The 20737-nt window shown below is 72.4% G+C and carries 19 protein-coding genes and 1 pseudogene; 13 read left to right on the top strand and 7 right to left on the bottom strand.

Features of this window, described 5'->3' with window-relative positions:
- Positions 1 to 18 precede the first annotated feature (18 nt).
- On the bottom strand, positions 19 to 282 hold the full coding sequence (locus tag EV375_RS03500) for a DUF397 domain-containing protein (protein WP_130298147.1): 264 nt from the start codon (positions 280 to 282) through the stop codon (positions 19 to 21).
- A 1041-nt stretch (positions 283 to 1323) separates the two neighbouring features.
- Positions 1324 to 3201, bottom strand: coding sequence for a LamG domain-containing protein (locus tag EV375_RS03495; protein WP_130298146.1), 1878 nt, complete (start codon positions 3199 to 3201; stop codon positions 1324 to 1326).
- A 440-nt stretch (positions 3202 to 3641) separates the two neighbouring features.
- On the opposite strand from EV375_RS03495, the gene EV375_RS03490 reads away from it, so the two are divergent.
- Entirely contained in the window at positions 3642 to 4016 is a 375-nt protein-coding gene (locus EV375_RS03490; RefSeq protein WP_130298145.1) for a DUF3140 domain-containing protein, read from the top strand.
- Between the two features lie 458 nt (positions 4017 to 4474).
- Positions 4475 to 5518, top strand: a complete 1044-nt coding sequence (locus EV375_RS03485; protein WP_130298144.1) for a cation diffusion facilitator family transporter — start codon at positions 4475 to 4477, stop codon at positions 5516 to 5518.
- A gap of 387 nt (positions 5519 to 5905) precedes the next feature.
- Here the strand turns inward: EV375_RS03485 and EV375_RS03475 are convergent.
- Positions 5906 to 6109 (bottom strand): annotated as a pseudogene (locus EV375_RS03475) (DUF1918 domain-containing protein); the annotation flags it as partial.
- Positions 6110 to 6142: 33 nt separating this feature from the next.
- A complete protein-coding gene (locus EV375_RS03470) occupies positions 6143 to 6388 on the bottom strand; it encodes an acyl carrier protein (protein ID WP_130298142.1) in 246 nt (81 codons plus the stop codon).
- Positions 6389 to 7042: 654 nt separating this feature from the next.
- On the opposite strand from EV375_RS03470, the gene EV375_RS29015 reads away from it, so the two are divergent.
- From EV375_RS29015 to EV375_RS03460, 3 genes are all read left to right on the top strand, one after another.
- A complete protein-coding gene (locus EV375_RS29015) occupies positions 7043 to 7258 on the top strand; it encodes a hypothetical protein (protein WP_165434673.1) in 216 nt (71 codons plus the stop codon).
- Positions 7259 to 7298: 40 nt separating this feature from the next.
- A complete protein-coding gene (locus tag EV375_RS03465) occupies positions 7299 to 7757 on the top strand; it encodes a CBS domain-containing protein (RefSeq protein WP_165434672.1) in 459 nt (152 codons plus the stop codon).
- A gap of 73 nt (positions 7758 to 7830) precedes the next feature.
- Entirely contained in the window at positions 7831 to 8469 is a 639-nt protein-coding gene (locus EV375_RS03460; RefSeq protein ID WP_130298140.1) for an MBL fold metallo-hydrolase, read from the top strand.
- On the opposite strand, the gene EV375_RS03455 is transcribed toward EV375_RS03460, so the two are convergent.
- Positions 8427 to 9128, bottom strand: a complete 702-nt coding sequence (locus EV375_RS03455; RefSeq protein ID WP_130298139.1) for a phosphoribosyltransferase family protein — start codon at positions 9126 to 9128, stop codon at positions 8427 to 8429. The two genes, EV375_RS03460 and EV375_RS03455, sit on opposite strands and share 43 nt — an antisense overlap.
- A 427-nt stretch (positions 9129 to 9555) precedes the next feature.
- Here EV375_RS03455 and EV375_RS03450 point away from each other — a divergent pair, with 427 nt between their 5' ends.
- Positions 9556 to 11082: a bifunctional aminoglycoside phosphotransferase/ATP-binding protein gene (locus EV375_RS03450; protein WP_130298138.1), complete on the top strand. Its 1527-nt coding sequence runs from the start codon at positions 9556 to 9558 to the stop codon at positions 11080 to 11082.
- 420 nt (positions 11083 to 11502) lie between these two features.
- Complete coding sequence (locus tag EV375_RS03445) at positions 11503 to 12729, top strand: FAD-dependent oxidoreductase (protein ID WP_130298137.1); 1227 nt, start codon at positions 11503 to 11505, stop codon at positions 12727 to 12729.
- Between the two features lie 78 nt (positions 12730 to 12807).
- Here the strand turns inward: EV375_RS03445 and EV375_RS03440 are convergent, their stop codons facing one another.
- Positions 12808 to 14295: a cytochrome P450 gene (locus tag EV375_RS03440; protein WP_130298136.1), complete on the bottom strand. Its 1488-nt coding sequence runs from the start codon at positions 14293 to 14295 to the stop codon at positions 12808 to 12810.
- A gap of 110 nt (positions 14296 to 14405) precedes the next feature.
- On the opposite strand from EV375_RS03440, the gene EV375_RS03435 reads away from it, so the two are divergent.
- From EV375_RS03435 to EV375_RS03415, 5 genes are all read left to right on the top strand, one after another.
- A complete protein-coding gene (locus EV375_RS03435) occupies positions 14406 to 15020 on the top strand; it encodes a TetR/AcrR family transcriptional regulator (protein ID WP_130298135.1) in 615 nt (204 codons plus the stop codon).
- 112 nt (positions 15021 to 15132) lie between these two features.
- Positions 15133 to 15915, top strand: coding sequence for a dimethylargininase (gene ddaH, locus EV375_RS03430; protein WP_130298134.1), 783 nt, complete (start codon positions 15133 to 15135; stop codon positions 15913 to 15915).
- A gap of 157 nt (positions 15916 to 16072) precedes the next feature.
- Positions 16073 to 17137: a Rieske 2Fe-2S domain-containing protein gene (locus tag EV375_RS03425; protein ID WP_130298133.1), complete on the top strand. Its 1065-nt coding sequence runs from the start codon at positions 16073 to 16075 to the stop codon at positions 17135 to 17137.
- A 5-nt stretch (positions 17138 to 17142) separates the two neighbouring features.
- Positions 17143 to 17364, top strand: coding sequence for a hypothetical protein (locus tag EV375_RS03420; RefSeq protein ID WP_130298132.1), 222 nt, complete (start codon positions 17143 to 17145; stop codon positions 17362 to 17364).
- Positions 17361 to 18374, top strand: coding sequence for a PDR/VanB family oxidoreductase (locus EV375_RS03415; protein ID WP_130298131.1), 1014 nt, complete (start codon positions 17361 to 17363; stop codon positions 18372 to 18374). The genes EV375_RS03420 and EV375_RS03415 overlap by 4 nt, the downstream gene beginning before the upstream one ends.
- A gap of 128 nt (positions 18375 to 18502) precedes the next feature.
- On the opposite strand, the gene EV375_RS03410 is transcribed toward EV375_RS03415, so the two are convergent.
- Entirely contained in the window at positions 18503 to 19324 is an 822-nt protein-coding gene (locus tag EV375_RS03410; protein ID WP_130298130.1) for an IclR family transcriptional regulator, read from the bottom strand.
- 318 nt (positions 19325 to 19642) lie between these two features.
- Here EV375_RS03410 and EV375_RS03405 point away from each other — a divergent pair, with 318 nt between their 5' ends.
- On the top strand, positions 19643 to 20599 hold the full coding sequence (locus EV375_RS03405; protein WP_130298129.1) for a LysR family transcriptional regulator: 957 nt from the start codon (positions 19643 to 19645) through the stop codon (positions 20597 to 20599).
- Positions 20600 to 20737: the final 138 nt, after the last annotated feature.

Genomic DNA, 20737 nt, shown 5'->3' with positions numbered 1-20737 from the left:
CTCGTCGGCGCTGCCCGCTCAGGCGGTGAGGAAGTCGGCCGCTCCGGCCTTGGCGCCCTCGATGAACGCGGTGATCTCCTCCGGGGTGTAGAGCAGGACGGGCCCCTCGGGGTCGGTGGACTGGCGAAGTGCCACGCGGCCGTCCGGGAGCTTCTTCGCCTCGACGCAGGCTCCGCCGTTCTGCCCGCTCCAGGGCTTGTGCCAGCCCTCGGTGCCCAGTTCACGTGCGGGCATCCCGTTGCGGACGCGGTCGGCGGGGCCGGTTGCAGCAGCAGGGTTCATCGTCCGAACTCCTTACGCAGGTCGATCGGGCACGTGCGCGGTCGGAGCACGTACCAGTGGTGCGGCCGGCAACGAGACACATGTGAGCGCTTCCAAAAGAACAGACACACCGGCCCGCCGGTCCGGCAGACCACACGGCGTAGCTGTGTGAGCGTCAACACAAGCGTTTTCCTTGCGACTTCGTTGAAATTATCAGAACGATGCTTGCGGCTTGAAGCCCACAAGGACATAGTGTCAACGTGATGCTGAACACCGGGTGCCCGGAGTTCAGCCCCTCAACCTGCCGGGGCAGGGCCGGGCTTGGGGGGTGCGATGTCGTACTTCAGGGGAGCGCGATGTCGCCCAAGCGCAAACCGGCCCGCGAAGGGCGCTGCCCCCGGATCTGTTTCGCTGCGGCCTGCGAAGCATTCCGGGGGCGGCGGCCCGTCGTCTTCGCCCGAACCGTGTCCGTACGACTGCGATGCGCCTCTTCTCGCCTCCAGTGCACGCCAGTTGCGCCGGTGTCCGTCGGGTGGCCGGCGGCAGTCACTCCGAGCCGCTTCCGGCAGTCACTCCGAGCCGCTTCCGGCAGTCACTCCGAGCCGCTTCCGGCAGTCACTCCGAGCCGCTTCCGGCGGTCGGACGCAACGTCTTTGGCGGCCACGCCGCATGGGCCCGAGGCCTGCGAGTTCACCGGGCGGACTGCCCGGCTGCTGCTGGGGCGCGTTGCCGCGGGCGAGTTCACCCCCGGCTTCCGGACGTTCGAATCCGCCTACGGGCCCGACCTCGTCGGGATCGACGGTTTACGGCGCGCCGGGCGTTGCGGGAGCCGGGGCCGTCGCCGCGGGCGCGGCGCCGCAGGAAACAAGCCCGCGCGTGGGGAGGCGGCCGGGACACGGAGGCTTCCGGGACACGGCGGCCGTCGGCGACGGATCACTGCTGCCGCCCGGTAGCTGGAGCGGGCGACGCGGGCCCGGCGGCCGCGCGCCCCGCCTGGCATCGGGCGGTGGCGCGGCGCCCGGCTCCACTCGTTCGGCCCGGTGAACTTCCGGGCCCGGCCGCTCACTTCTCGGCTGCGAGTGCCTTTGCCTCCTCGTCCGAGAGAGCCTTCGGGAACGCCCGTACGTTCTTCACGGTCCCCTCGAAGCCGCGTATGAGCTGGTCGCCCAGCCTGGCCCGGCCGACGGCGAAAACCCCCTCCGAGCTGCGGTCCCCCTCCCTGCGGACGGTCTCCTGGAGCTTCCCGTCGACGTACAGAAGGATGAGTCCCTCCGGAGCGTCGTAGACGCCGGCGAGGGAGGTCCAGCGGCCGGCACGCGGTGCGGCGTCGGATTCCGCCTCATCCGCTCGGGAGGTCTGAGTGTCCTCCCGGTGCATCCGCATCTCCCACCGGTCTTCCACCGGGTCGAACTGGAGCTGAAAGGAGCTGACTTCGGTTCCGTCCTGGCTGGCGACGGTCTGGTATTCGTCCTTGTTCCGGAGTTTCACGCGGGCCGAGACCGAGAAGCTGCGGTCGGTGTCGAACACGGGGTCCTTCGTGGCCACCGACTGCTTCCCGAAGAACTCCACGCCGCCGTCCTTGCGGGGTTTCGGCAGCGGATCGCCGATGAGCGTGCCGTCCCGGTCGTTGTCGGTGCTGTCCGGGGCCACGTTGCCCCTGACGTCGTCGAACAGCCACTCCAGGCCCGCGCCCCGCACCGGCGGGCCGGGCGTGCGCCCGTCCTGGCCGCCGGGAGCCCGCGAGGAAGATCCGGGCGGCGGCGGGGAACCGGTGGGCGACCCGGACGGGCCGGACCCACCCGACTCCGACGGTGCCGGGGCGGTCGGGACCTTCTCCGCCGGTGGTGCACCGCTGCTCACAGGCAGCCGGGAGCCGAGCCCGGGCGCGTAGGCGAACGCTCCCACCAGCGAACACACGCTCAGGGCTCCGACGGCCAGCGTGAGCCGTCCGGAACGGACCCTGAACCCACCGGTGTTCCGCTCGGCCAGTCCGGTTCTCCCCAGCACGCCCCACGTGGCCCTGCCGAGCGCGCCCCGGTGGTCGTCGGGAGGCGGGAGGGTCCCCTCAGCAGCGGCTTCCCGGGCGGGAGCCGCCACTTCTTCTGCGGCGACGGCGACCGTCGCGGAGGTCACTTCCGCGTGCCGGGCGGCGGCGTAGGCGCTGCCTCCCCAGGGCAGCACGGCTTCCACCAGGAGCTCGCCGAAATCCGTGTACATGCGCCGGAGATCGGCGACCGCGCGGGAGCAGTAGTGACACTGCTGAAGGTGCGGCACCACATCCGCCGTATTGCCGCCCCTCTGGTCGGCATAGGCCATGACCATCCGGTGGAAACGACGGCAGTCGTCCGTCATCCCGTCGTGGTGGATCTGCTCGTAGGCGTGGTAGAAGTCCCTGTACGCGCGCCTGAGCAGTGCCGAGATCTCCTGGGAATCGGGCGAGTCGGAGCCCACGAGGCGCCCGATCGAGCCGTCGTCGGCGTGCTCCACCAAGTGATGCCACATAGCAGTCTGGAGATTGGCGGGCAGCGCGTCGAACGCCCGGGTGACCGTCGATTCGCCGGGGGGGAGCGTGACTGCGCCCGCGCCCTCGGGGCCCGGGTCCGGAAGGGCCACCGGCATGCCCAGCCACCCGGCCAAGTCCGAGTCGAGCACGCCGTGTTGACTCGCGCCCGCGGTTTCGGCAGCCGCCCGGAGCACCGACGCCAATGCGTGGGGGCGCACGGCCCCGGCCCCGGCTGTGCCGTGCGGCCACAGGGCGAGCTGCCAGGCGCGCTCGGCCAGTTGGTCCCCTGCGGCTTCGTCGCTCACGCACTGGGCAGCGAACCTGCGGACAGCACCGAAGTGGCGGCTCCTCAGTTCGGCCAGTGCCGCGGCGGCCGACTCCCCGCCGTCATATACGAGTTCGACCAGTTCGATGTCGGACAGCCACTCGGGTTCCATCCGTAACCCCCCATCGGTCAAGGCGTGGCGTCAGGAGCGGGAAGCCGACGGACGGGCCGGCGAGTGGGTCAGCGGCGACGTCCACCGTGGTCGGCCCCCACGACACCCACCCCGAGGGTGCCGGAACGAGCACGTTGCCCGTTCCGCCGGGCGCGCCGACCGTCCTCCGTGATTCAACCAGTCGTCCCTCATGGGGTGGTGTCAGGCCGGGACTGCGGTACGCATGCCCTCACGCTCCCTGCCTACGGTATCGACCGCCGCGGAAGGTACGGCTTGAGGCGCTGAATTTGGCACAGATCGACAAGGGTTCCGCCGGTCACCGCTCGGTTGCACGAGTGGTCAGGCCCCGGGGCCGGCCCGGCGGCTCCCCGCCGGGGCTGTTTCCACGCCGGTCCGCCGGGCTACCCAGTACGCCGACAGCGCTCAGAAAGGAGACGAGGATGGCTGACATCTCCTCGCAGGAGCTGGACGACCTGTGGAACGAGTTTCACGCCGTGGTGAACATGACGTCCCGCGAACTGGACGAGTGGCTCATGACGCGTTCCGCCGGAGAGGACAGCGAGACGCTGCCGGATCAGGCGGGCACCCGGAACGGCCGCCACGTGCTGGGCATTCTCGGCAAGCGCCGGGGCGACGTCACCGATGACGACGTCCGCGTCATGCGCAAGGTCGTCGACACCGTCAGCTCCGAGCGTGGCGTGGACATGGAGCCCACCGCAGGTCAGCCGAACTGGCGTCACCGTCTGATGACGCTCGGGCACGACCCGTTGAAGCCGCTCACCTCGGACGAGGGCGCCTCCCGTTCCGAGCGGTGATCAGCGGGTGCGCGGCAGGCGGGCTGCGGGAGCGCGAACCCGGGGCGGCCGTATCTCCGGCGGCCGCCCCGGTGCCGGCCTCCGGCGCCCCGGCCCGCGGTGCGGAGTGCGGGGTGCGGGGGTGCGGGGGTGCGGGGTACGGGGGTTCCTCTGCGTGCACGGGCACTCGTCCCGTGCCAGATGTTCCCAACCGCGCGAGGCCGCCGGGGCGTTGGGCGGCCGCGGGTCCCCGTCGACCGGTTCGCCCGCCGGCCCGGGCCTGCGACGGCACAGCACAACACCACACCGGTCAGGGCCCGTTGACGGGACGTTGGGACAACGGTCCGCCGTGACCGGCTCGTCCGGTATGCGGCCGCCGTGCCGGTCCGAGGGCAGTGGTGGATTCCCCGCCGGGCGCGGGGGTACCCCGGCGAACGGTCTCTCTCCAACCCGACCGTTCGAAGGGATACCCCGGGACGATGGCCACACCTGACGGCGCCGCTTTCACGGCGAGTGCGGATGCAGCGGACGACGACCCCGGAAGCCGGGACGGGGAAACCCGCGGCACGGTCTTCGTGGCGATGGGCGCCAACCTCGTCATAGCCGTGGCGAAGGTCGCCGGCGGGATCGTGAGCGGCTCCTCGGCACTGCTGTCGGAGGCCGCGCACTCGGTGGCCGACAGCCTCAACGAGGTCTTTCTGCTGGCTGCCCTCCGCCGCAGCAAGAAGCGGCCCGACAGCAGGCACCCCTTCGGCTACGGCAAGGAACGCTACTTCTGGTCCCTGCTCGCCGCTGTGGGCATCTTCGTCATGGGTGGCTGCTTCTCCTTCTACCAGGGCATTCACGCCCTCGGCAGCTCCGGAGGAGGGCCGTCGGGCGGCTACCTCGTCGCAGTCCTCATCCTCGTCGTCGCGGGTCTGATGGAGGGCACATCGCTCGCGAGGGCGCTCTGGCAGGTCCGCTGCGAGGCCAAGGAGAACGGCAGACCCTTCCTGAAGCAGCTGCGCAACGGTGACGACCCGGCCCTGCGTACGGTCATCGGCGAGGACGCCGGCGCCGTAACGGGCGTCCTGCTCGCCCTGGGCGGGATCTTTCTGCACCTGGCCACCGGCGACGGCAGGTGGGAAGGCGTCGCCTCCCTGGCCATCGCGCTGCTGCTGGTCTACATCGCCTACGGCCTCGGCAGGGACGCCCGCGGACAGCTCGTGGGAGAGGCGGTGAGCCACCGGGTCCAGCGGGAGGTCCATGCCTTCCTCGACCGCCAGCCGGAGATCGACGCGGTGACGGCTCTGCTCACCATGCGCCTCAGCCCTGACTCGGCGCTGCTGGCGGCACGGGTCGACCTCGCGCCCGGCGCGGACAGCGAGGAGGTGGAGGAGGTCGCCGTCCGCATCAAGGGCGAGATAGTCGACCGCTGGAGCGAAGTCGACCACGTCTTCCTCGACATCACCGACGCAGGAACCTCCGGCCGCCTGCACGCCCAGCAGCTGCGTCGCGATCTGAGCCCCCAGGCGGATTCGTGACGGCCGCACCAGGGGCTGCGTCTGCCTGACCTCCCGCGCCCGGAGGGGAACGCCCGGAGGGCGGCGGGCCGGACAGACGGCGTTCCGCCGGACGGAGGGCCGCCCAGCGCGGCGCGCCATGCCGGCACCCGCCGACGCGGCCTGCGGTGCCGTGCGCGCCGCCGCCGACTACGCGGCCGCCCATGCCGCCGCCGGGCTCATGGGCGCCGGGGTCACCGGAATCCGGCACCGGCGCACGCCCTTGCGGGCGCCACTGCTTTGCCCGCCCGGATCAGGCAGCGTCGGCCGGGACCCGAAGCGGTCGTCCCCTCGTTCGTTTTCCGGAGGCGGGCCCACGCCGGTACCGGTCTCCACGTGATGCCGCCCTCGTCACCGCCCGGGGTGTTCGGGGTGTTCGGGGTGTTCCGGAAAGTGGTGGACGTGCGCGTCCGGGCCCGGGAAGACGAGAGTCACGCGTCCGGTGTCCGACCAGCACACGTCGTAGGGCGGCCCGCCGTCCTCGCGGTGGAGACCGACGATCTCGCCGTCGCGGCGCGGTGTCCCGGCGCTCGGACTCTCCACGATCAGGCGGTCACCGACGCTCGCCTTCATCCCAATGCCTCCTCTGCGGCCGGTGGCGGCCCGTCAGGCGCCGTGTGTGACGAGGAAGTCGGCGCTGCTGGACAGGGTGGCCAGGTGGGGATAGTCGTCCTCGTCGATGCGCAGGCCCGTGCGTTCGATGAGGACTTCGACGATGCCGAGGAAGTCCATGAAGTCGATCTCCAGCGTCTCGCGGAAGGGCTCGTCGGGGGCGAGCCGGGTGAAGTCGGCGTCCGGAACCACCCGCAGGATGGACTCCTTGACCTTCTCCAGCGCTTCGTCGTGGTTCACAGCTCCTCCGGCTTCTGCAGCAGGCGGCCCACCAGGGCGACTTGGGGCAGGTGGGTGACCCCCGGACCGGACGACGGTCATGCGGGGTGGGGTTCGGCACGCGGGCGGCCGGGCCCGTTTCCGGATGGTTCGCCCGTCATGGCCTCAAGGATCGGTGACGTGAGCGCCCTCCGCGCGCTGAGTGCCGCAGCGGCGGCCGCGCCCGGCAAGGGCACGGTCGCCGCTGCGGCAGGCGCCACGTGGCGTGGACCGCGAACTCCTCTACCGGAGCGCGGAGTTGTGCCGCCGGGCCGCCGGGCCGCCGGGCCGCCGGGCCGCCGGGCCGCCGAGCCGCCGACCGCCGGCCGCAAGGACGCAGGACGCCGACCGGCGCAGGGGCCCGACGGCCGGGCCGGTGCGGGGCCGGCGCCCGGCCGGCGCGGGGGCCGGCACAGCCGCTGGGCCCGTCGTGGGCCCCGCAACGGCGCACGGATGCCGGGCAGCGGGGACGAAGTGGCCCCCGGGGGGGCAGCCCGGCCCCGGGACCTTCGGCCCTGCTTTCGCGTGACGGGGGCTACGAGCGCGGAAACCGGAAACCCCGGGCGGTGCAGGCTCACGCCCGTCTGCCGGCGGGCCGTGAACCGCTCACCGATCCGGCAGCGTACGGAGGTCCACATGAGCGAGTACCGCCCATACGGGACGGGCCCCCCGAAGACTCAGCAGGAGGAGCGGATCTCCCTGCTGGAGGTGCAGGTCTCGACGCTCGCGGATGCCGTTCGGGCACTGGCCACGAGCCTGGAGAACATCCCCACCGAGGACGTCTCCCACGTGGAGGAGGCCGCTCGGGGCGCGCGGATGGCGCACGAGATCCTCCTCGCCCGGAACCTGTGACACGTCGAGCGCCGAGGAGGAAGAGCCGAGGAGGAGAGAGATGACGCAGATCAGCTACGCCATGAGCACGCCGCCGGCCAGTGTCGCCCCCAGCGCGTCCCTGGCGGAGGCGGCGCGGCACATGGCCGATGCCCGGGTCGGAGCGCTGCCCGTGGTCGAGGACGACCATGTCGTCGGCCTGCTCACCGACCGTGACCTGGTCGTACGCGCCATGGCCAGCGGACTGGCACCGGAGACGGACGTGCGTACGGTCATGTCCTCGGACCCGGTGACCGTCGATGTCGGCACGGCCGTTCCGGCGGCGCAGCACGCCATGCGGTCCATCGGTGCCCGCCACCTTCCCGTGACCGAGAACGGGAGGCTGGCCGGGATGGTCTCCTTCGACGACCTGTTCTGCTACCTCACCAGCCAGCAGGTGGAGCTCGCGGACGTGGTCGACGCGGCCCGCGAGGCCCGCGACCCCCTCCGCGTCCGCCGGAATGAGACGGTCACGGACTGACGCCACCGGGAGGCGATCCGCCGCAGCGGGGGCGGCCGGCCCGTTGCGGCTCACCCTGCTCGGGGTCGGTGCGATGAACTCGCCGCGGTTCGCCCCCGCCGGCCTGCTCCTGCGCCACGGTGGCCACCGCGTCGTCTTCGACGGAGGCCCCGGGGCAGGGCCGTCAGTGCGTCCTGAAGCGTGGCTGGTCACCGACGAACACGCCGAACTCCGTTCCGAGCTGCGCCGTATGGCCGCCGGACACGGCCTCGTCGCCCACGCGGGAGACCTCGATCTGGACGGCGGGGGAGCGGGCGGCACCGGGCGCGCCGGGGGAGCCGGGCCGCCGGTGTCCGTGCGTGCCTGTCCCGTCGTGCACACCTCGCATCCCGCGTACGGCTACCGCATCGAATGCGGCGGCCTGCTGGCAGTGTGGGCGCCGGAGTTCAAGGACTTCCCGGAGTGGGCCGCAGGCGCGGACCTGCTGCTCGCCGAGGCGTCGTCCTGGAACCGGCCGATCCACTTCCGCGGCGGAGTCGGCGGCCACGCGAGCGTGCGCGAGGTCGGGGAGGAGGCCGTCAGGCACGGGGTACGGAGAGTCGTGTACGCGCACATCGGGCGGCCCTGCATCCGTGCGATGGACGCGGGGCTGACGCCGGAGGTGGGCGAGTGGGGCCGGGAGGGTCGGACCTACACCCTCCGCCCACGCCCCGAGGAGGGGCCCGGGGCGTGACCCGAGGAGTGAGAGGCCATCGGGCCGGCCGGGGCGACCTCCAGACATGCGACGACCTCGTCGTCCTCCGTCTGGGAGAAGTCGGCGTAGAACTGTCCCACCCCGAAGAAGTCGCGCGGTGCGTGCAGGCTGATGAGTTCGTCCGCGTCCTCGCCCAGCCGGGTGGTCCAGTCGTACGGCGCCACCGGCACGGCCAGCACGATCCGTGCGGCTCCCCGGGCGCGGGCGATCCGGCAGGCAGCGCGCGCCGTCGAGCCCGTGGCCACCCCGTCGTCGACCACCAGCACCGTCCGGTTCTCGAGCCGTAGCGGCTCCCGCCCGCCCCGGTATCGCCGCGCACGACTCTCCAGGATCTTCCGCTCACGGGCCTCGGCCCGGCTCAGCTCGTCCGGGGTGATGCGCGCCGTGCGCATCACGTCGTCGTTCGTCACGCGCACACCGCCCTCGCCGATCGCGCCCATCGCCAATTCCGGGTGGGACGGCAGCCCGAGTTTCCGCACCAGGCACACATCCAGCGGTGCGTCCAGCGCCGAGGCGACCTCCGCGGCGACCGGCACCCCTCCGCGGGGCAGGCCCAGCACCACCACGCCGGTGCCCCGGAGGTGCTCGAGCCGGGCGGCGAGCCGGCGGCCGGCGACACGACGGTTCTCGAAGAACACGTTCCGGCTCCCTTCCGGGAGGAACGGGCAACCACGACGGGCCGCTCGTCCGTCCCTCTGCCTCCATGTTCACTCCGGCAGGGAGCTGACGCCCGTCGCGCGGCGAGGGCTCCGCCCCGCCTGCGGGGCACGGGGGTGCGGGGCGCCGCCCCCTCGGGTGCGGGGCGGCACGACCCGCGTGAGGATGGAAGCAAGGACTCGTCGCATCACGTCCGACTCGGTCACGTCGCCGGGGCCGCGCACCCGCATTCGCCGGCCGCCCCGCACCGACGCGGCCCTGCCGCCTGAGGAGGTGTTCCATGGACCGAGGACAGGCCCTGGTCCTCACCCGGGGCCCGGACGACTTCTCCGGAACGCTCGCCGCCCCGGGGCCGGTGGCCCGGACCGGCCGTCCGTCTCGTCCGGGGGCCTCGCGTGGTCGCCGCTCATGACTGACACGGGCGGCACAGAGGCTCCGGCGCCTCTCTCGGACGCGGAGGCCCGGGAGAGCCACACCGCGGTGGTCTTCCTGGCAGGGGACCGCGCGTACAAGGTCAAGAAGCCGGTCGATCTGACGTTCCTGGACTACACCTCGGTGACGGCCCGCCGGGCCGTGTGCGAACGGGAAGTCGCGCTCAACCGCCGTTTCGCACCCGACGTCTACCTCGGGGTCGGCGAATTCCGCGGCCCGGATGCGGACGTGGCCGAACCCGTCTTGGTGATGCGGCGCATGCCGGAGGAGCGCCGCCTCTCACGTCTCGTACGGGAGGGCGCGCCGGTGCGCGACGCCGTGCGGGACGTGGCCCGGCTGCTCGCCACCCATCACGCGCGGGCACCCCGTGGCCCCGAGGTGAGCGAGGAGGGTACGCGCGACGCGCTCTCGTCCCGCTGGGAGGCGAGCTTCGCCCAGGTCCACGAGCTGTCCCGGGAGGGCACCGTGCCCGACGGACTCGCGGAGGCCGAAGAGCTGGTGCGCCGCTACCTGGCAGGCCGCGAGCCCCTGTTCGCCAAGCGGATCGAGCAGGGACGCGTGGTGGACGGTCACGGGGACCTGCTCGCCGATGACGTCTTCTGCCTCGACGACGGCCCCCGGGTGCTGGACTGCCTGGAGTTCGACGACCGTCTCCGGTACGTCGACGGCCTCGACGACGCCGCCTTCCTGGCCATGGACCTGGAGCAACTCGGGGCGCCCGAGGCCGCCGAGTTCCTCCTCGCCGAGTACAGCGAGTACTCGGGCGATCCGGCACCGGCCTCCCTGCGGCACCACTACGTCGCCTACCGCGCGTTCGTCCGCGCCAAGGTCTCCGTCATCCAGGCCCGTCAGGGCAGGCCGGGAGCGGAGGCCGCGGCACAGCGGCTGATGACGACCGCCCTGCGTCACCTGCGCGCCTCCGCCGTGGGCGTGACGCTCGTCGGAGGGCTGCCCGGCAGCGGCAAGTCCACCCTGTCCGGCGCGCTCGCCGACCGCCTGGGCGTCACGCTGCTCAGCAGCGACCGCGTCCGCAAGGAACTGGCCGGCATCCCCGCGGAGGAGTCGGCCGCCGCCCCCTACGGCGAGGGCCTCTACGCTCCCGAGTGGACCCACAAGACGTACGCGGCTCTCCTCGACCGCGCATCGGCCCTGCTCTCCCAAGGTGAGTCGGTGGTCCTGGACGCCACCTGGTCCGACGCGGATCAGCGCGAAGCCGCTCTGCGCATGGCAGAACGCACCCACGCGGACCTGGTGGCGCTCCACTGCCACGTTCCGCGCGGGACGACGGCCGCCCGCCTGGCCGGCCGCACGGGCGGAGCCTCCGACGCGGGCCCCGACGTGGTCGATGCCATGGAGGCCAGGGAACCGCCGTGGCCCCAAGCCGTCGGCGTCGACACCAGCGGGGCACTTGAGGCGGCCGTCGCCCAGGCGCTGAGAGCTGTCCGTCCGCACACCCCCGGCCAGGTCCCGGTCTTCCGCCGCCCCTACATGGAGCCGGACTAGGGCCACTGCATGGAGTGACACCAGGGGCCCCGCGCCGGCGTTTTGCGTCGTGCTGAGGGGAACCTGCGCGGGACGTTACGGTGCCGGCCGGAAGCGGACGTGAACTCATGCTCCGCGAAAGCCCGCCCACGACTTCGCGGATGACAACCGCGCTCTGCGACCGGGACATCGCGCTGCGCGATCGAGGAGGCGTCGGCGCACGCCGGCGTGCGTGACGGACCCGGCCGGCCCGGCGGACCTGCGGGAGCGGCACGGGCGGCCTGCCGCTTCCCCCGGATGCGGAGGCCCGGCAACGGGTACCGTTCACCCGGGAGGCACGGTCCGCACGGCCATCGGCGGTGCCGGAGCGTCCCGTCCGCGACGAGACTCGTCGACGGGCCGCCCAGCCGGCGCACCGAACAGCGAATGAGGGCTTCGAAGATGCGGATCCTGATCATCGGTGGCGGCATCGCCGGAACTGCCGCGGCGCTGGCCCTCGACAAGGCCGGATTCGAGGTGGCCGTCCACGAGGCGCATCCGGAAAGCGGCGCCGACATCGGTGCGTTCCTCACCCTCGCGAGCAACGGGATGCTCGCGCTGGCGCAGTTCGGCTCGGCACGGGTGGTTGCCCGAGCGGGCTTCGAACTGACGACGATGCGCCTCACCGGCGACACCGGTTCCGTGGTCTCGACCGTCCCGCTCGGCGAGACCGGTGATCCGCTCACGCGCTTCCGCTGTCTGCGCCGCGCCGAACTGTGCACCGTGCTGCGGGAGGAGGCGGTGCGGCGGGGGATCCCCGTCCGGCACGGCGAGCGCTTCGTTACGGCCACCGAGGACGAGGCAGGCGTCACCGCGGAGTTCGCCGACGGCAGCACCGCGCGGGGCGACTTGCTGCTCGGAGCCGACGGAATCAACTCCGTCGTACGGCCGTTCACCGACCCGGCAGCCGCCCGACCACGCTACGCCGGCCAGCGGGTCTTCTACGGGTACACCACCGAGGCCGCGCCGCCGAGCGAACCCGGGCGCATCGACATGCTGCGGGGCAGCGGGGCAGCCATGGGCTATGCGGTCTCCCCGAGCGGGGAGACCTTCTGGTTCGCGCGCGTGTCGGCGCCGGAGCTGAGTGACGCCGAGATCGCGGACACGACTCCCGCACAGTGGCGGGACCAACTCCTGCCGCTGCTGCGGCCCGACGCGACCCCCGCCGCGGACATCGTCGAGGCGACCGGCACGAGGCTGATGGTGACCAACGCCCGGGACCTGTCGACCGTCACGCGGTGGCGCACCCCGAGGATGCTCCTCATCGGTGACGCCGCCCACGCGGCTTCACCGGCGACGGGTCAAGGGGCGTCGATGGCGCTGGAGGATGCGGTGGTGCTCGCCAAGTCGCTGCGGGACGCCCCCGATACGCGCACGGCGCTGGAGGGCTACGAGAGGCTGCGCAGGCCGCGCGTCGAAAGCAACATCCTCAACAGCGCCCGGCTGACGGCCCGCCGGCCCGCTCCGGGACGGCTGCAGAAGCGGCTCAGCAACTACCGCGCCAAGTGGAGCCGCCGCAACGGCGATTCGGCGGCCGCCTCCGAGTCGGCTGCCGAGGAGGAGCTGGCGCGGCAGCTGGACTGGGACACGCCGCTGCCCCTCGACTCGCCTGCTGTGCAGGGCGGTTGACGCTCCGTCTCCCTCGTCCCGTCCGTCCCCACGTCCCCTCCGTCCGCGCTGTCCCCGTCACCGCGACGGCGAGTCGGGTCAGCCGCGGGCGGCCGCCGCCGGGGTCTGTGCCGCCTTGCGGCGCGTGAGGTGCAGCCGGAGGCCCCGCGGCATGAGCGTGAGCCGCTCGTCGACACGCAGCCGGTAGTCCGGATCGGACCGGAAGTCGTAGCGGCGGATCAGCAGTCCCAGTACGAGCGTCGCCTCGTGCAGCGCGAACTGCCGCCCGATGCACGCGCGGGCGCCCGTCCCGAACGGTTTGAAGACGTGCGCAGGACGTGCGCGCACCGCCTTCGGCTCGAAGCGGTCCGGGTCGAATTCCCCGGCGTTCGCGCCCCAGGCAGCCGGATCGCGGTGCAGCAGCGTGATCAGCACCAGGGCCCATGCCCCTTGGCGCAGCGGATGGACACCGCCGAGAGTCGTGTCCTCAAGTGCCTCGCGGGAGAAGGCGGGTGCGGTGGGCCACAGCCGCAGCGACTCGTCCAGCACGCGCCGCAGGTAACGCAGCCTCGCGACCTGCTCGTACGCCGGTTCTTCTGCGCCGCCCCAGACCTCGTCCACCTCGGCCTGCGCCCGTGCCAGCACGTCCGGATGGCGGGAGAGGTAGTGGAGGGCGAACGAGAGCGCCCCGGAGGTGGTTTCGTGTCCTGCGACGAGGAAGGTGACGACCTGGCGGCGGATGTTCTCCGGCGACAGCCGCTCTCCTGTATCGGGGTGCGCGGTCTCCAGCATGCGGTCCAGCAGGTCGCCGCGGGCACCGCTGCCGCCGGACCGGCGGCGGGCTCCGACGACCTGGTCGACCGTGTGGTTGAGGTACTCGCGGTCGGCGACGTTGCGCTTCGCGGCGCCGCGCTGCAGGAGCCGGCCGAGGAGCGGCGGGGCGGTGTTGCGGCGCTGCGCGTACGAGAGCGCCCCGACCATGGCAGTCACGAACGGGTGCGGACGGGAGCGTTCGAAGGAGCCGAAGTCGTGTCCGAACCCGGTGCGCGCGATGGTCTCCAAAGTCAGCTTGGTCATGTCGCCCGGTACGTCCACGGCGTCGCCCGCGCCGCTGCGTTCGTCCCAGTGCGAGGTGAGCTGCCGGGCGACGTCGAGCATCAGCGGGTGGTAGCCCTCCATGGCCGCACGGCTGAAGCCCGGCGCGAGAATGTCGTGCGCGAGCTGCCAGTTGGGCTCGTGGTTGTACGCGGTGAAGAGGCCGTCCCCGGCGAGAGGGCGGAGATTGGCGACACCGAGGCCGACGTGCTTGGCGAAGCGGGACTCGTCGGCGAGTTCGGCTGCGAGGCCCGCGCCCCAGACGAAGACGATCTCCCGGTTGAACGCCTTGCGCCGGAAAACGGGGCCGAGTTCGAGTCCGAGGCGCATCGAGTCCTGCACGGGCGAGCGCACGCTGGTGCCGAGCACGTCCCCGAGCACGGGTACGCGGCGCGGCGGATGGGGGATGCGGTGCAGTTCCGGCCAGTCGAGCCGGGCACTGCGGAATCCCTTGTGCCGGGCACCGGGCTGCGACGCCTGTGCCTGAGCCATCCACCTCAACTCCCCGTGCCAACACTGCGATCGGGCTTGTTGTACATGAGTTCAATAGAGGGTTCAGTCTGGGCGCGCCGTCCTGCGGGCGTCAAGTAAAGTGACGGGCCATGGGCGAGAAGCACGGGGAGCGTACGCGCCGCCGGCTCAGCACCGAGGAGCGTCGCGAGGAGCTTCTGGCCGTGGGGGCGCGGCTGTTCGCCGCCAGGCCCCACGAGGACGTGTCGATCGAGCTGGTCGCCGAGATCGCGGGCGTCTCCCGCGGGCTCCTTTACCACTACTTCCCGACCAAGAACGAGTTCTTCGCCGCCGTCGTCGAGCGGGAGAGCCGCCGGATGCTGCGGCTGACCGCCGCGGTACCGGGAGTGCCGGTACGGGAGCAGCTGACCAGCGGCCTGGAGTGCTTCCTGGAGTACGTGGAGGAACATGCGCAGGGCTTCCGGGCCTTCCACCGGGCCGAGGCCGCCGGCGACCCGGCCGTGCGCAGGGTCTACAGGGAAGGCCTCGCGGCTCAGGAGCGGCAGATCCTGGACGCGCTCGCAGCGGACCCCGAGTCCGCCGGCACCGCCGGAGACCTGCCCACGCTCCGCATCGCCGTGCGCGGCTGGCTGTCCTTCATGGTGACGGTGTGCCTGGAGTGGCTCGAAGAGGAGCCCAGGATGCCGCGTGACCAGGTACGCGACCTGTGCGCACGGGCGCTGCTGGGCGCGATCACGTCCCCGTGAGGCCGGCTGCGCCCGTAGGGTCACCGCAACCCGCCGGCGGCAGCAGGGACCAGAAGGACGCCGGGCCGTCCGAGCGGCCGGCCCGGCCGGACACCGGAGGGGGAGCCGTCCCGTGAGCGAACTGAAGGCCCTCGTACGCCCGCCCGCCGCGAGCCTCGCCGAGGGGCTGGTCACCCACGTGGAGCGGGTGCCGGTGGACCGCGAACGCGCCGTCGGCCAATGGGAGGGCTACGTACGGGCGTTGCGGGACAACGGCTGGCGCACCATCGAGGTGCCGGCCGAAGAGGCCTGCCCCGACAGTGTGTTCGTGGAGGACGCCGTGGTCGTTCTGCGCGGGACCGCGTTGATCTGCCGCTCCGGGGCGCCGTCAAGACGCCCCGAGGCCGCAGCGGTCGAGGCGTCGGTGCGTGACCTGGGGTACGCGGTCCGCCGTGTCGAGGCTCCGGGGACGGTGGACGGCGGCGACGTGCTCAAGAGCGGAGAGACCGTGTACGTCGGTGCCGGCGGGCGCACCAACGAGGGAGGCGTGCGCCAACTGCGGGACGCCTTCGAGCCGTTGGGGGCACGCGTGGCGCCCGTTCCCGTCGCGAGGGTGCTGCACCTGAAGTCCGCAGTCACCGCGCTGCCCGACGGCACCGTCATCGGCCACCCGCGGCTCGTCGACGACCCGTCGCGGTTTCCCGCCTTCCGGCCCGTGCCGGAGGAATCCGGCGCCCACGTCGTACTCCTCGGCGGGAACCGGCTGCTCATGGCCGCGAGTGCGCCCCGCACCGCGGAAGTGCTGTCCGGGATGGGCTACGAGCCCGTCCTTGTGGACATCGGCGAGTTCGAGAAGCTGGAAGGCTGCGTGACCTGCCTGTCCGTTCGGCTGCGCGACGTGCCCGCATCCGCGTAGGCGGCCGGGAGTCCGGCGCCGGGAGCGCGCCGGGGAGCGGGCCGACGGCAGCCCCGTCTTCCGTTGACCGGAAACACCTCTGTTTCCGGCCCGGTGGCCGGGCGCACGGTGGTGCCTCCCATACCTCCCCTACGGCCCGTTACGGGCAGGAGGCGCCATGACATCCTTTATCCGGAATCAGTGGTATGTGGCCGCCTACGGCACCGAGATCGGCCGCACGCTGTTCTCCCGTACGGTCTGCGGTGAGCCACTGCTGCTCTGGCGTACCGAGGCCGGCGCGGTGACGGCCATGGCGGACCGGTGCGTGCACCGCCGGTATCCGCTGTCCCAGGAGCCCAGCCGGCTGGACGGCGACCGCGTGGTCTGCGGATACCACGGCTTCACGTACGGCACGGACGGTGTGTGCGTCTCGGTGCCGGGGCAGCAGCGGATTCCGCGCACGGCACGGCTGGCGACGTACCCGGTCGCCGAGCGGGACTCCTTCGTCTGGGTCTGGATCGGCGACCCCGCGGAGGCGGATGAGGGACGAATTCCGCGCGCACCATGGCTCGACCTTCCGGGCTGGAGCGTCGTGCGCGGGATGGAGCCGCTCGCGGCGCGCTACGGCCTGCTGGTGGACAACCTGCTGGACCTCTCCCACGAGACGTATCTGCACGGCGGCTACATCGGCACCCCCGAGGTCGCGGAGACCCCCATCACCACGGAGGTCGACGAGGCCGCCGGCATCGTGCGGGTCAGCCGTCACATGGAGGACGCCGCCTGCCCTCCCTTCTACGCCGAGTCCACCGGCATCGAAGGCCGCATCACGCGCTGGCAGGACATCGAATACCTCGCCCCCTGCCTGTACTTGCTGCACAGCCGCATCGCTCCGGTGGGCACGTCGCCGCCCGGCGCCGACGGCAGCGACCCCGGGGCCTTCCACGTGGAGGTCGTCTACGCGATCACCCCGGAGACCGAAGGCAGCACCCACGACTTCTGGGCCGTCGCACGGGACTTCGCGACCGAGGACGAGAAGGTCTCCGACTTCCTGGGTGAGAACAACCGCACCGTGGTCCTCCAGGACGTCGTCGCCCTCGACGCGCTGGAGAAGGCCCTGGCCTCCGAGCCGCCGGGCCGCCAGGAGCTCAGCATCAACATCGACACGGGGGGCCTCGCCGCCCGGCGCATCCTCGCCCGGCTGCGCGAGGAAGGCGAGCGCCGCCGCGAGCCGGCCGCGCGGTGACCGGGATGGACACGCACACGACGTCCTCCCCACCGGCGCCCGGACTGCGGCGCATCCGCTGGATCCCGGGGACCGATCTGCTCCTCGCACGCTGCTTCTGCGGTCGCGAGCGGGAGTTCGACGATCCGTTGCGTCTGTGGGACTGGCTGCTCGCACATCCGGAAGAGGACGGATTCTCCGCGCACGACGGCCCCGTGCCGCGACGAGACGAAAGAGAGCACGCGTGAACAGCGACGCTGCGAGCCCGGCCGTCACGGCCGGCGAGGCACAGGGCGAAGCGACGGCAACCGGCGAGAGCGTCCTGAATTTGACCTTGGTGCGCAAGGAGCACCTCGCCGAGGCCGTCGTGCGCCTGACCCTGGCCAGGCCCGACGGGGGGCCGCTGCCGGCCTGGACACCCGGCGCGCACCTCGACCTGCGGTTCGGGGAGGAACTGGAGCGGCAGTACTCGCTGTGCGGCGACCCGGGGGACACGTCCGCGTACCAGGTGGCCGTCCTGCGCGTGGACGAAGGGCGGGGCGGCTCGCGGTACGTGCACGACGAACTCGCCGAAGGGACGACGGTCCGCGTCCGCGGACCGCGCAACAACTTCGCGCTGGCCCCCGCCCCCGCCTACCTCTTCATCGCCGGCGGAATAGGCATCACCCCGATCGTTCCCATGCTCGCCGAGGCCGACCGCCGCGGCGCCGACTGGCACCTCCTCTACGGCGGGCGCACACGCTCCTCCATGGCGTTCGCCGGCCGGCTGGCACAGCGGTGGCCCGCTCGGGTCCGGCTGTGCCCTCAGGATGAGAGCGGAATGCTGGATCTGGACCCGCTGCTGAGGTCTCCCAGCCCGCACACCGCCGTCTACTGCTGCGGTCCCGCACCGCTGCTCGACGCGGTCGAGCAGCGGTGCCGCCCATGGCCGCGGGGCGCGCTGCACACCGAACGATTCACTCCGCGCGTGCGGGAGGGCGAGGGGGGCGACAGCTCCTTCGTCGTGGAACTCGCGCGGTCCGGGAGGGAGTTGACGGTCCCGCCAGGACGCTCCGTGCTCGAGGCCGTCGAGGAGGCCGGGATCGAGGTGCTCTCGTCGTGCCGGGAAGGCACCTGCGGCACGTGCGAGACCACGGTGCTCGGCGGTGAGCCCGAACACAGGGACTCACTGCTCACGCCGGACGAACGCGCAGCCGCGGATGTGATGTTCCTCTGCGTCTCCCGGTGCCGCGGCGACCGGCTCGTGCTGGATCTGTGAATCCCTGACCCGTGCCGCGCACGGCAGACGCGGACCTGGTGGTGAGCGGCCCCTGCGGCCCGCATGTCACTCACCGGCGTGATCACCGGCGTGCTCGTCCGGCACCGGCGCGCCCGTGCGGCACCGGATCAGCGGCGCACGGAGCCGCGGACCGCACGCACCGGCCGTGGCGCGGGGGAGCCGGGCGGCGTGGCACCGAGTGCGCGCGAGATGCCGGAAGCGGCCACCTGCACAAGGGGCACGAGGCTGTGGCCCTGTACGGAGTCGACGTGTGCGACGACGGAGACAGCAGCGACGACCTCGCCGCCCGGGCCGTGCACGGGAGCGGCCACGGACACGCTGTCCATCGTCACCTGCCGCTCGCACACGGCGACTCCGGTGTGCCGTACCTCTGCGAGGGCCTGACGCAGCCGCGCCGGATCGCACTCGGTGCGTTCGGTGTAGCGGACGGGCCGCTGAGCGAGGGCGTCTTCCTGCACCTCCGGTGGTGCGTAGGCCAGCAGGACGCGTCCCACGCTGGTCGGCGTCAGCGCGAACCGTCCGCCGACCCGGGTGAGCACCGGAACGGAGCGGCGCCCCGCGAGCCGCTCCACGTACACGACCGACATCTCCTCACGCACGGCCAGTTGCACGTTCTCGGCGGTCACGCGCGCCAGGTCCGACAGGTGGGGGAGTGCGACCTCGCGCAGGCCCATCCCCCGCGGGGCGAGTGCCGCTATTTCCCACAGCCGCAGGCCGATGCGGTAGCCCCTTTCGGGGTCGCGTTCCAGGGCGCCCCACTCGGCGAGTTCGTTCACGAGCCGGTGCGCCGTGGTCAGTGGCAGTCCGCTGCGGCGCGAGATCTCCGTGAGGGTGAGGACGGGGGCGGAGGGGGAGAATGCCTCCAGAACGCGAAGGGCTCTGCCGGTCACGGAGCCCGTGCTCGCCACGGCCCGGTTCTCCTCGCGCATGTGGCTCTCCTTCGGACGAATCGGACCGGGCCGCCCCGGCGAAAAGCTAGACAGGCCCACGCCATCCGTCAACGTGAGCGGCGGGCCCGCCCCTGAGGGAGGCGCCCCCGCACGGGCGGGACAGAGCCGGGCGCGGCGCGTTCCGCTACCGCGCTCACCACCAGGAACAGCGTCTGCGCCCCGCTTCCGCCGTCGTGCCCGGGTTCGCCTCCTGCTCCGCCTGGCGGCCTGCCTCTCCTGCCTGCGTCTTCCCCGCCCGACCGCGTCCACCGCCGTCAGAGGCTTGCCGCCGGGGGAACCACCGCGCACGCTGCCCGCATGGCAACCCCACCGGAGCGCACACCCGCACACCTCGCCAACCTCGACCTGAACCTCCTGGTCACGTTGCGCGAGCTGTTCCGGGAGCGCAACGTCACGCGGGCGGCCCGGCAACTCGGCGTTTCCCAGCCGGCCGTCAGTGCCTCGCTGTCCCGGCTGCGCCGGCACTTCGGGGACGAACTGCTGCTGCGCTCCGGGGGCGCGTACGTCCTCACTCCGCTGGCCACGCAGCTGACCGACCAGGTGGAGACGGTGTGCGCGGCCACCGAACGGCTCTTCGCCACCGGCAGCGCCTTCGATCCCTCCGCGTCACGGCGCGAGTTCACGCTGCTGATGTCCGACTATCCGGCGACCGTCCTCGGCGATCGGATCTCGCGGCTGCTGGAGCGTGAGGCGCCGCGTGCCGCCCTGCACATGCGGCTCGTACGGGAGACGATCGGCGGGGACATCGTCGAGGCCATCAGGCTCGTCGACGGCATGGTCTCCCCGCGTCTTGGCCACTTCCGCACGCCGGTCGGCTCGCAGCCGCTGTTTAAGGACCGCTGGATGTGCCTGCTCTCCGCGGACCATCCGCTGTGCGAAGCGCACTCCTTCGGCCTGGAGGACCTCACGCCGCTGCCCTGGGTGGTTCCGTACCACCGGGACGCCGGCTACCCCTCCGCCTCCCCGGCGACCCGGCAGCTGACGGCGCTCGGCATCCGCCCGCGGGTCGCCGTACGCGTGGAGAGCTACCGGGCGGTCCCGGACTTCATCGCCGGCACGCGCCGGGTCGCCCTGTATCCCGCCCGGCTCGCTGCGCGGCTGCCTGCCGAGCGCGGCGTGCGGGCCCTGGAATGGCCGGTCCCGCTCGACGAGATCGACGAACTGCTGTGGTGGGACACCGTCTACGACAAGGACCCCGCGAACGTCTGGCTGCGCGGCCTGGTGGAGCGGGCGGCGTCCGAGGCCGCGCCGTGACCGGACCGCCCGCGCGCCCGGCGGTCCGGTCACGGACCTGTCCGGGACGGCTGTGACCTGCCGCCGAGTTGCCGGCATAAACACCGTTGATGCCAACCAGCCGAAGAGCCTATTGAACCGGACGTTCCTTTTCCGGAT

Source organism: Streptomyces sp. CNZ301, from assembly GCF_004217425.1.
Note: the sequence above shows the minus strand (reverse complement) of the source record. Positions and strands in the feature narration are given on the sequence as shown.

Coding starts and splice junctions, on each gene's coding strand:
- EV375_RS03500 (WP_130298147.1), bottom strand. CDS start 282: ATGAACCCTGCTGCTGCAACCGGCCCCGCCGACCGCGTCCGCAACGGG.
- EV375_RS03495 (WP_130298146.1), bottom strand. CDS start 3,201: ATGGAACCCGAGTGGCTGTCCGACATCGAACTGGTCGAACTCGTATAT.
- EV375_RS03490 (WP_130298145.1), top strand. CDS start 3,642: ATGGCTGACATCTCCTCGCAGGAGCTGGACGACCTGTGGAACGAGTTT.
- EV375_RS03485 (WP_130298144.1), top strand. CDS start 4,475: ATGGCCACACCTGACGGCGCCGCTTTCACGGCGAGTGCGGATGCAGCG.
- EV375_RS29015 (WP_165434673.1), top strand. CDS start 7,043: ATGAGCGAGTACCGCCCATACGGGACGGGCCCCCCGAAGACTCAGCAG.
- EV375_RS03465 (WP_165434672.1), top strand. CDS start 7,299: ATGACGCAGATCAGCTACGCCATGAGCACGCCGCCGGCCAGTGTCGCC.
- EV375_RS03460 (WP_130298140.1), top strand. CDS start 7,831: ATGAACTCGCCGCGGTTCGCCCCCGCCGGCCTGCTCCTGCGCCACGGT.
- EV375_RS03450 (WP_130298138.1), top strand. CDS start 9,556: ATGACTGACACGGGCGGCACAGAGGCTCCGGCGCCTCTCTCGGACGCG.
- EV375_RS03445 (WP_130298137.1), top strand. CDS start 11,503: ATGCGGATCCTGATCATCGGTGGCGGCATCGCCGGAACTGCCGCGGCG.
- EV375_RS03440 (WP_130298136.1), bottom strand. CDS start 14,295: ATGGCTCAGGCACAGGCGTCGCAGCCCGGTGCCCGGCACAAGGGATTC.
- EV375_RS03435 (WP_130298135.1), top strand. CDS start 14,406: ATGGGCGAGAAGCACGGGGAGCGTACGCGCCGCCGGCTCAGCACCGAG.
- EV375_RS03425 (WP_130298133.1), top strand. CDS start 16,073: ATGACATCCTTTATCCGGAATCAGTGGTATGTGGCCGCCTACGGCACC.
- EV375_RS03420 (WP_130298132.1), top strand. CDS start 17,143: ATGGACACGCACACGACGTCCTCCCCACCGGCGCCCGGACTGCGGCGC.
- EV375_RS03410 (WP_130298130.1), bottom strand. CDS start 19,324: ATGCGCGAGGAGAACCGGGCCGTGGCGAGCACGGGCTCCGTGACCGGC.
- EV375_RS03405 (WP_130298129.1), top strand. CDS start 19,643: ATGGCAACCCCACCGGAGCGCACACCCGCACACCTCGCCAACCTCGAC.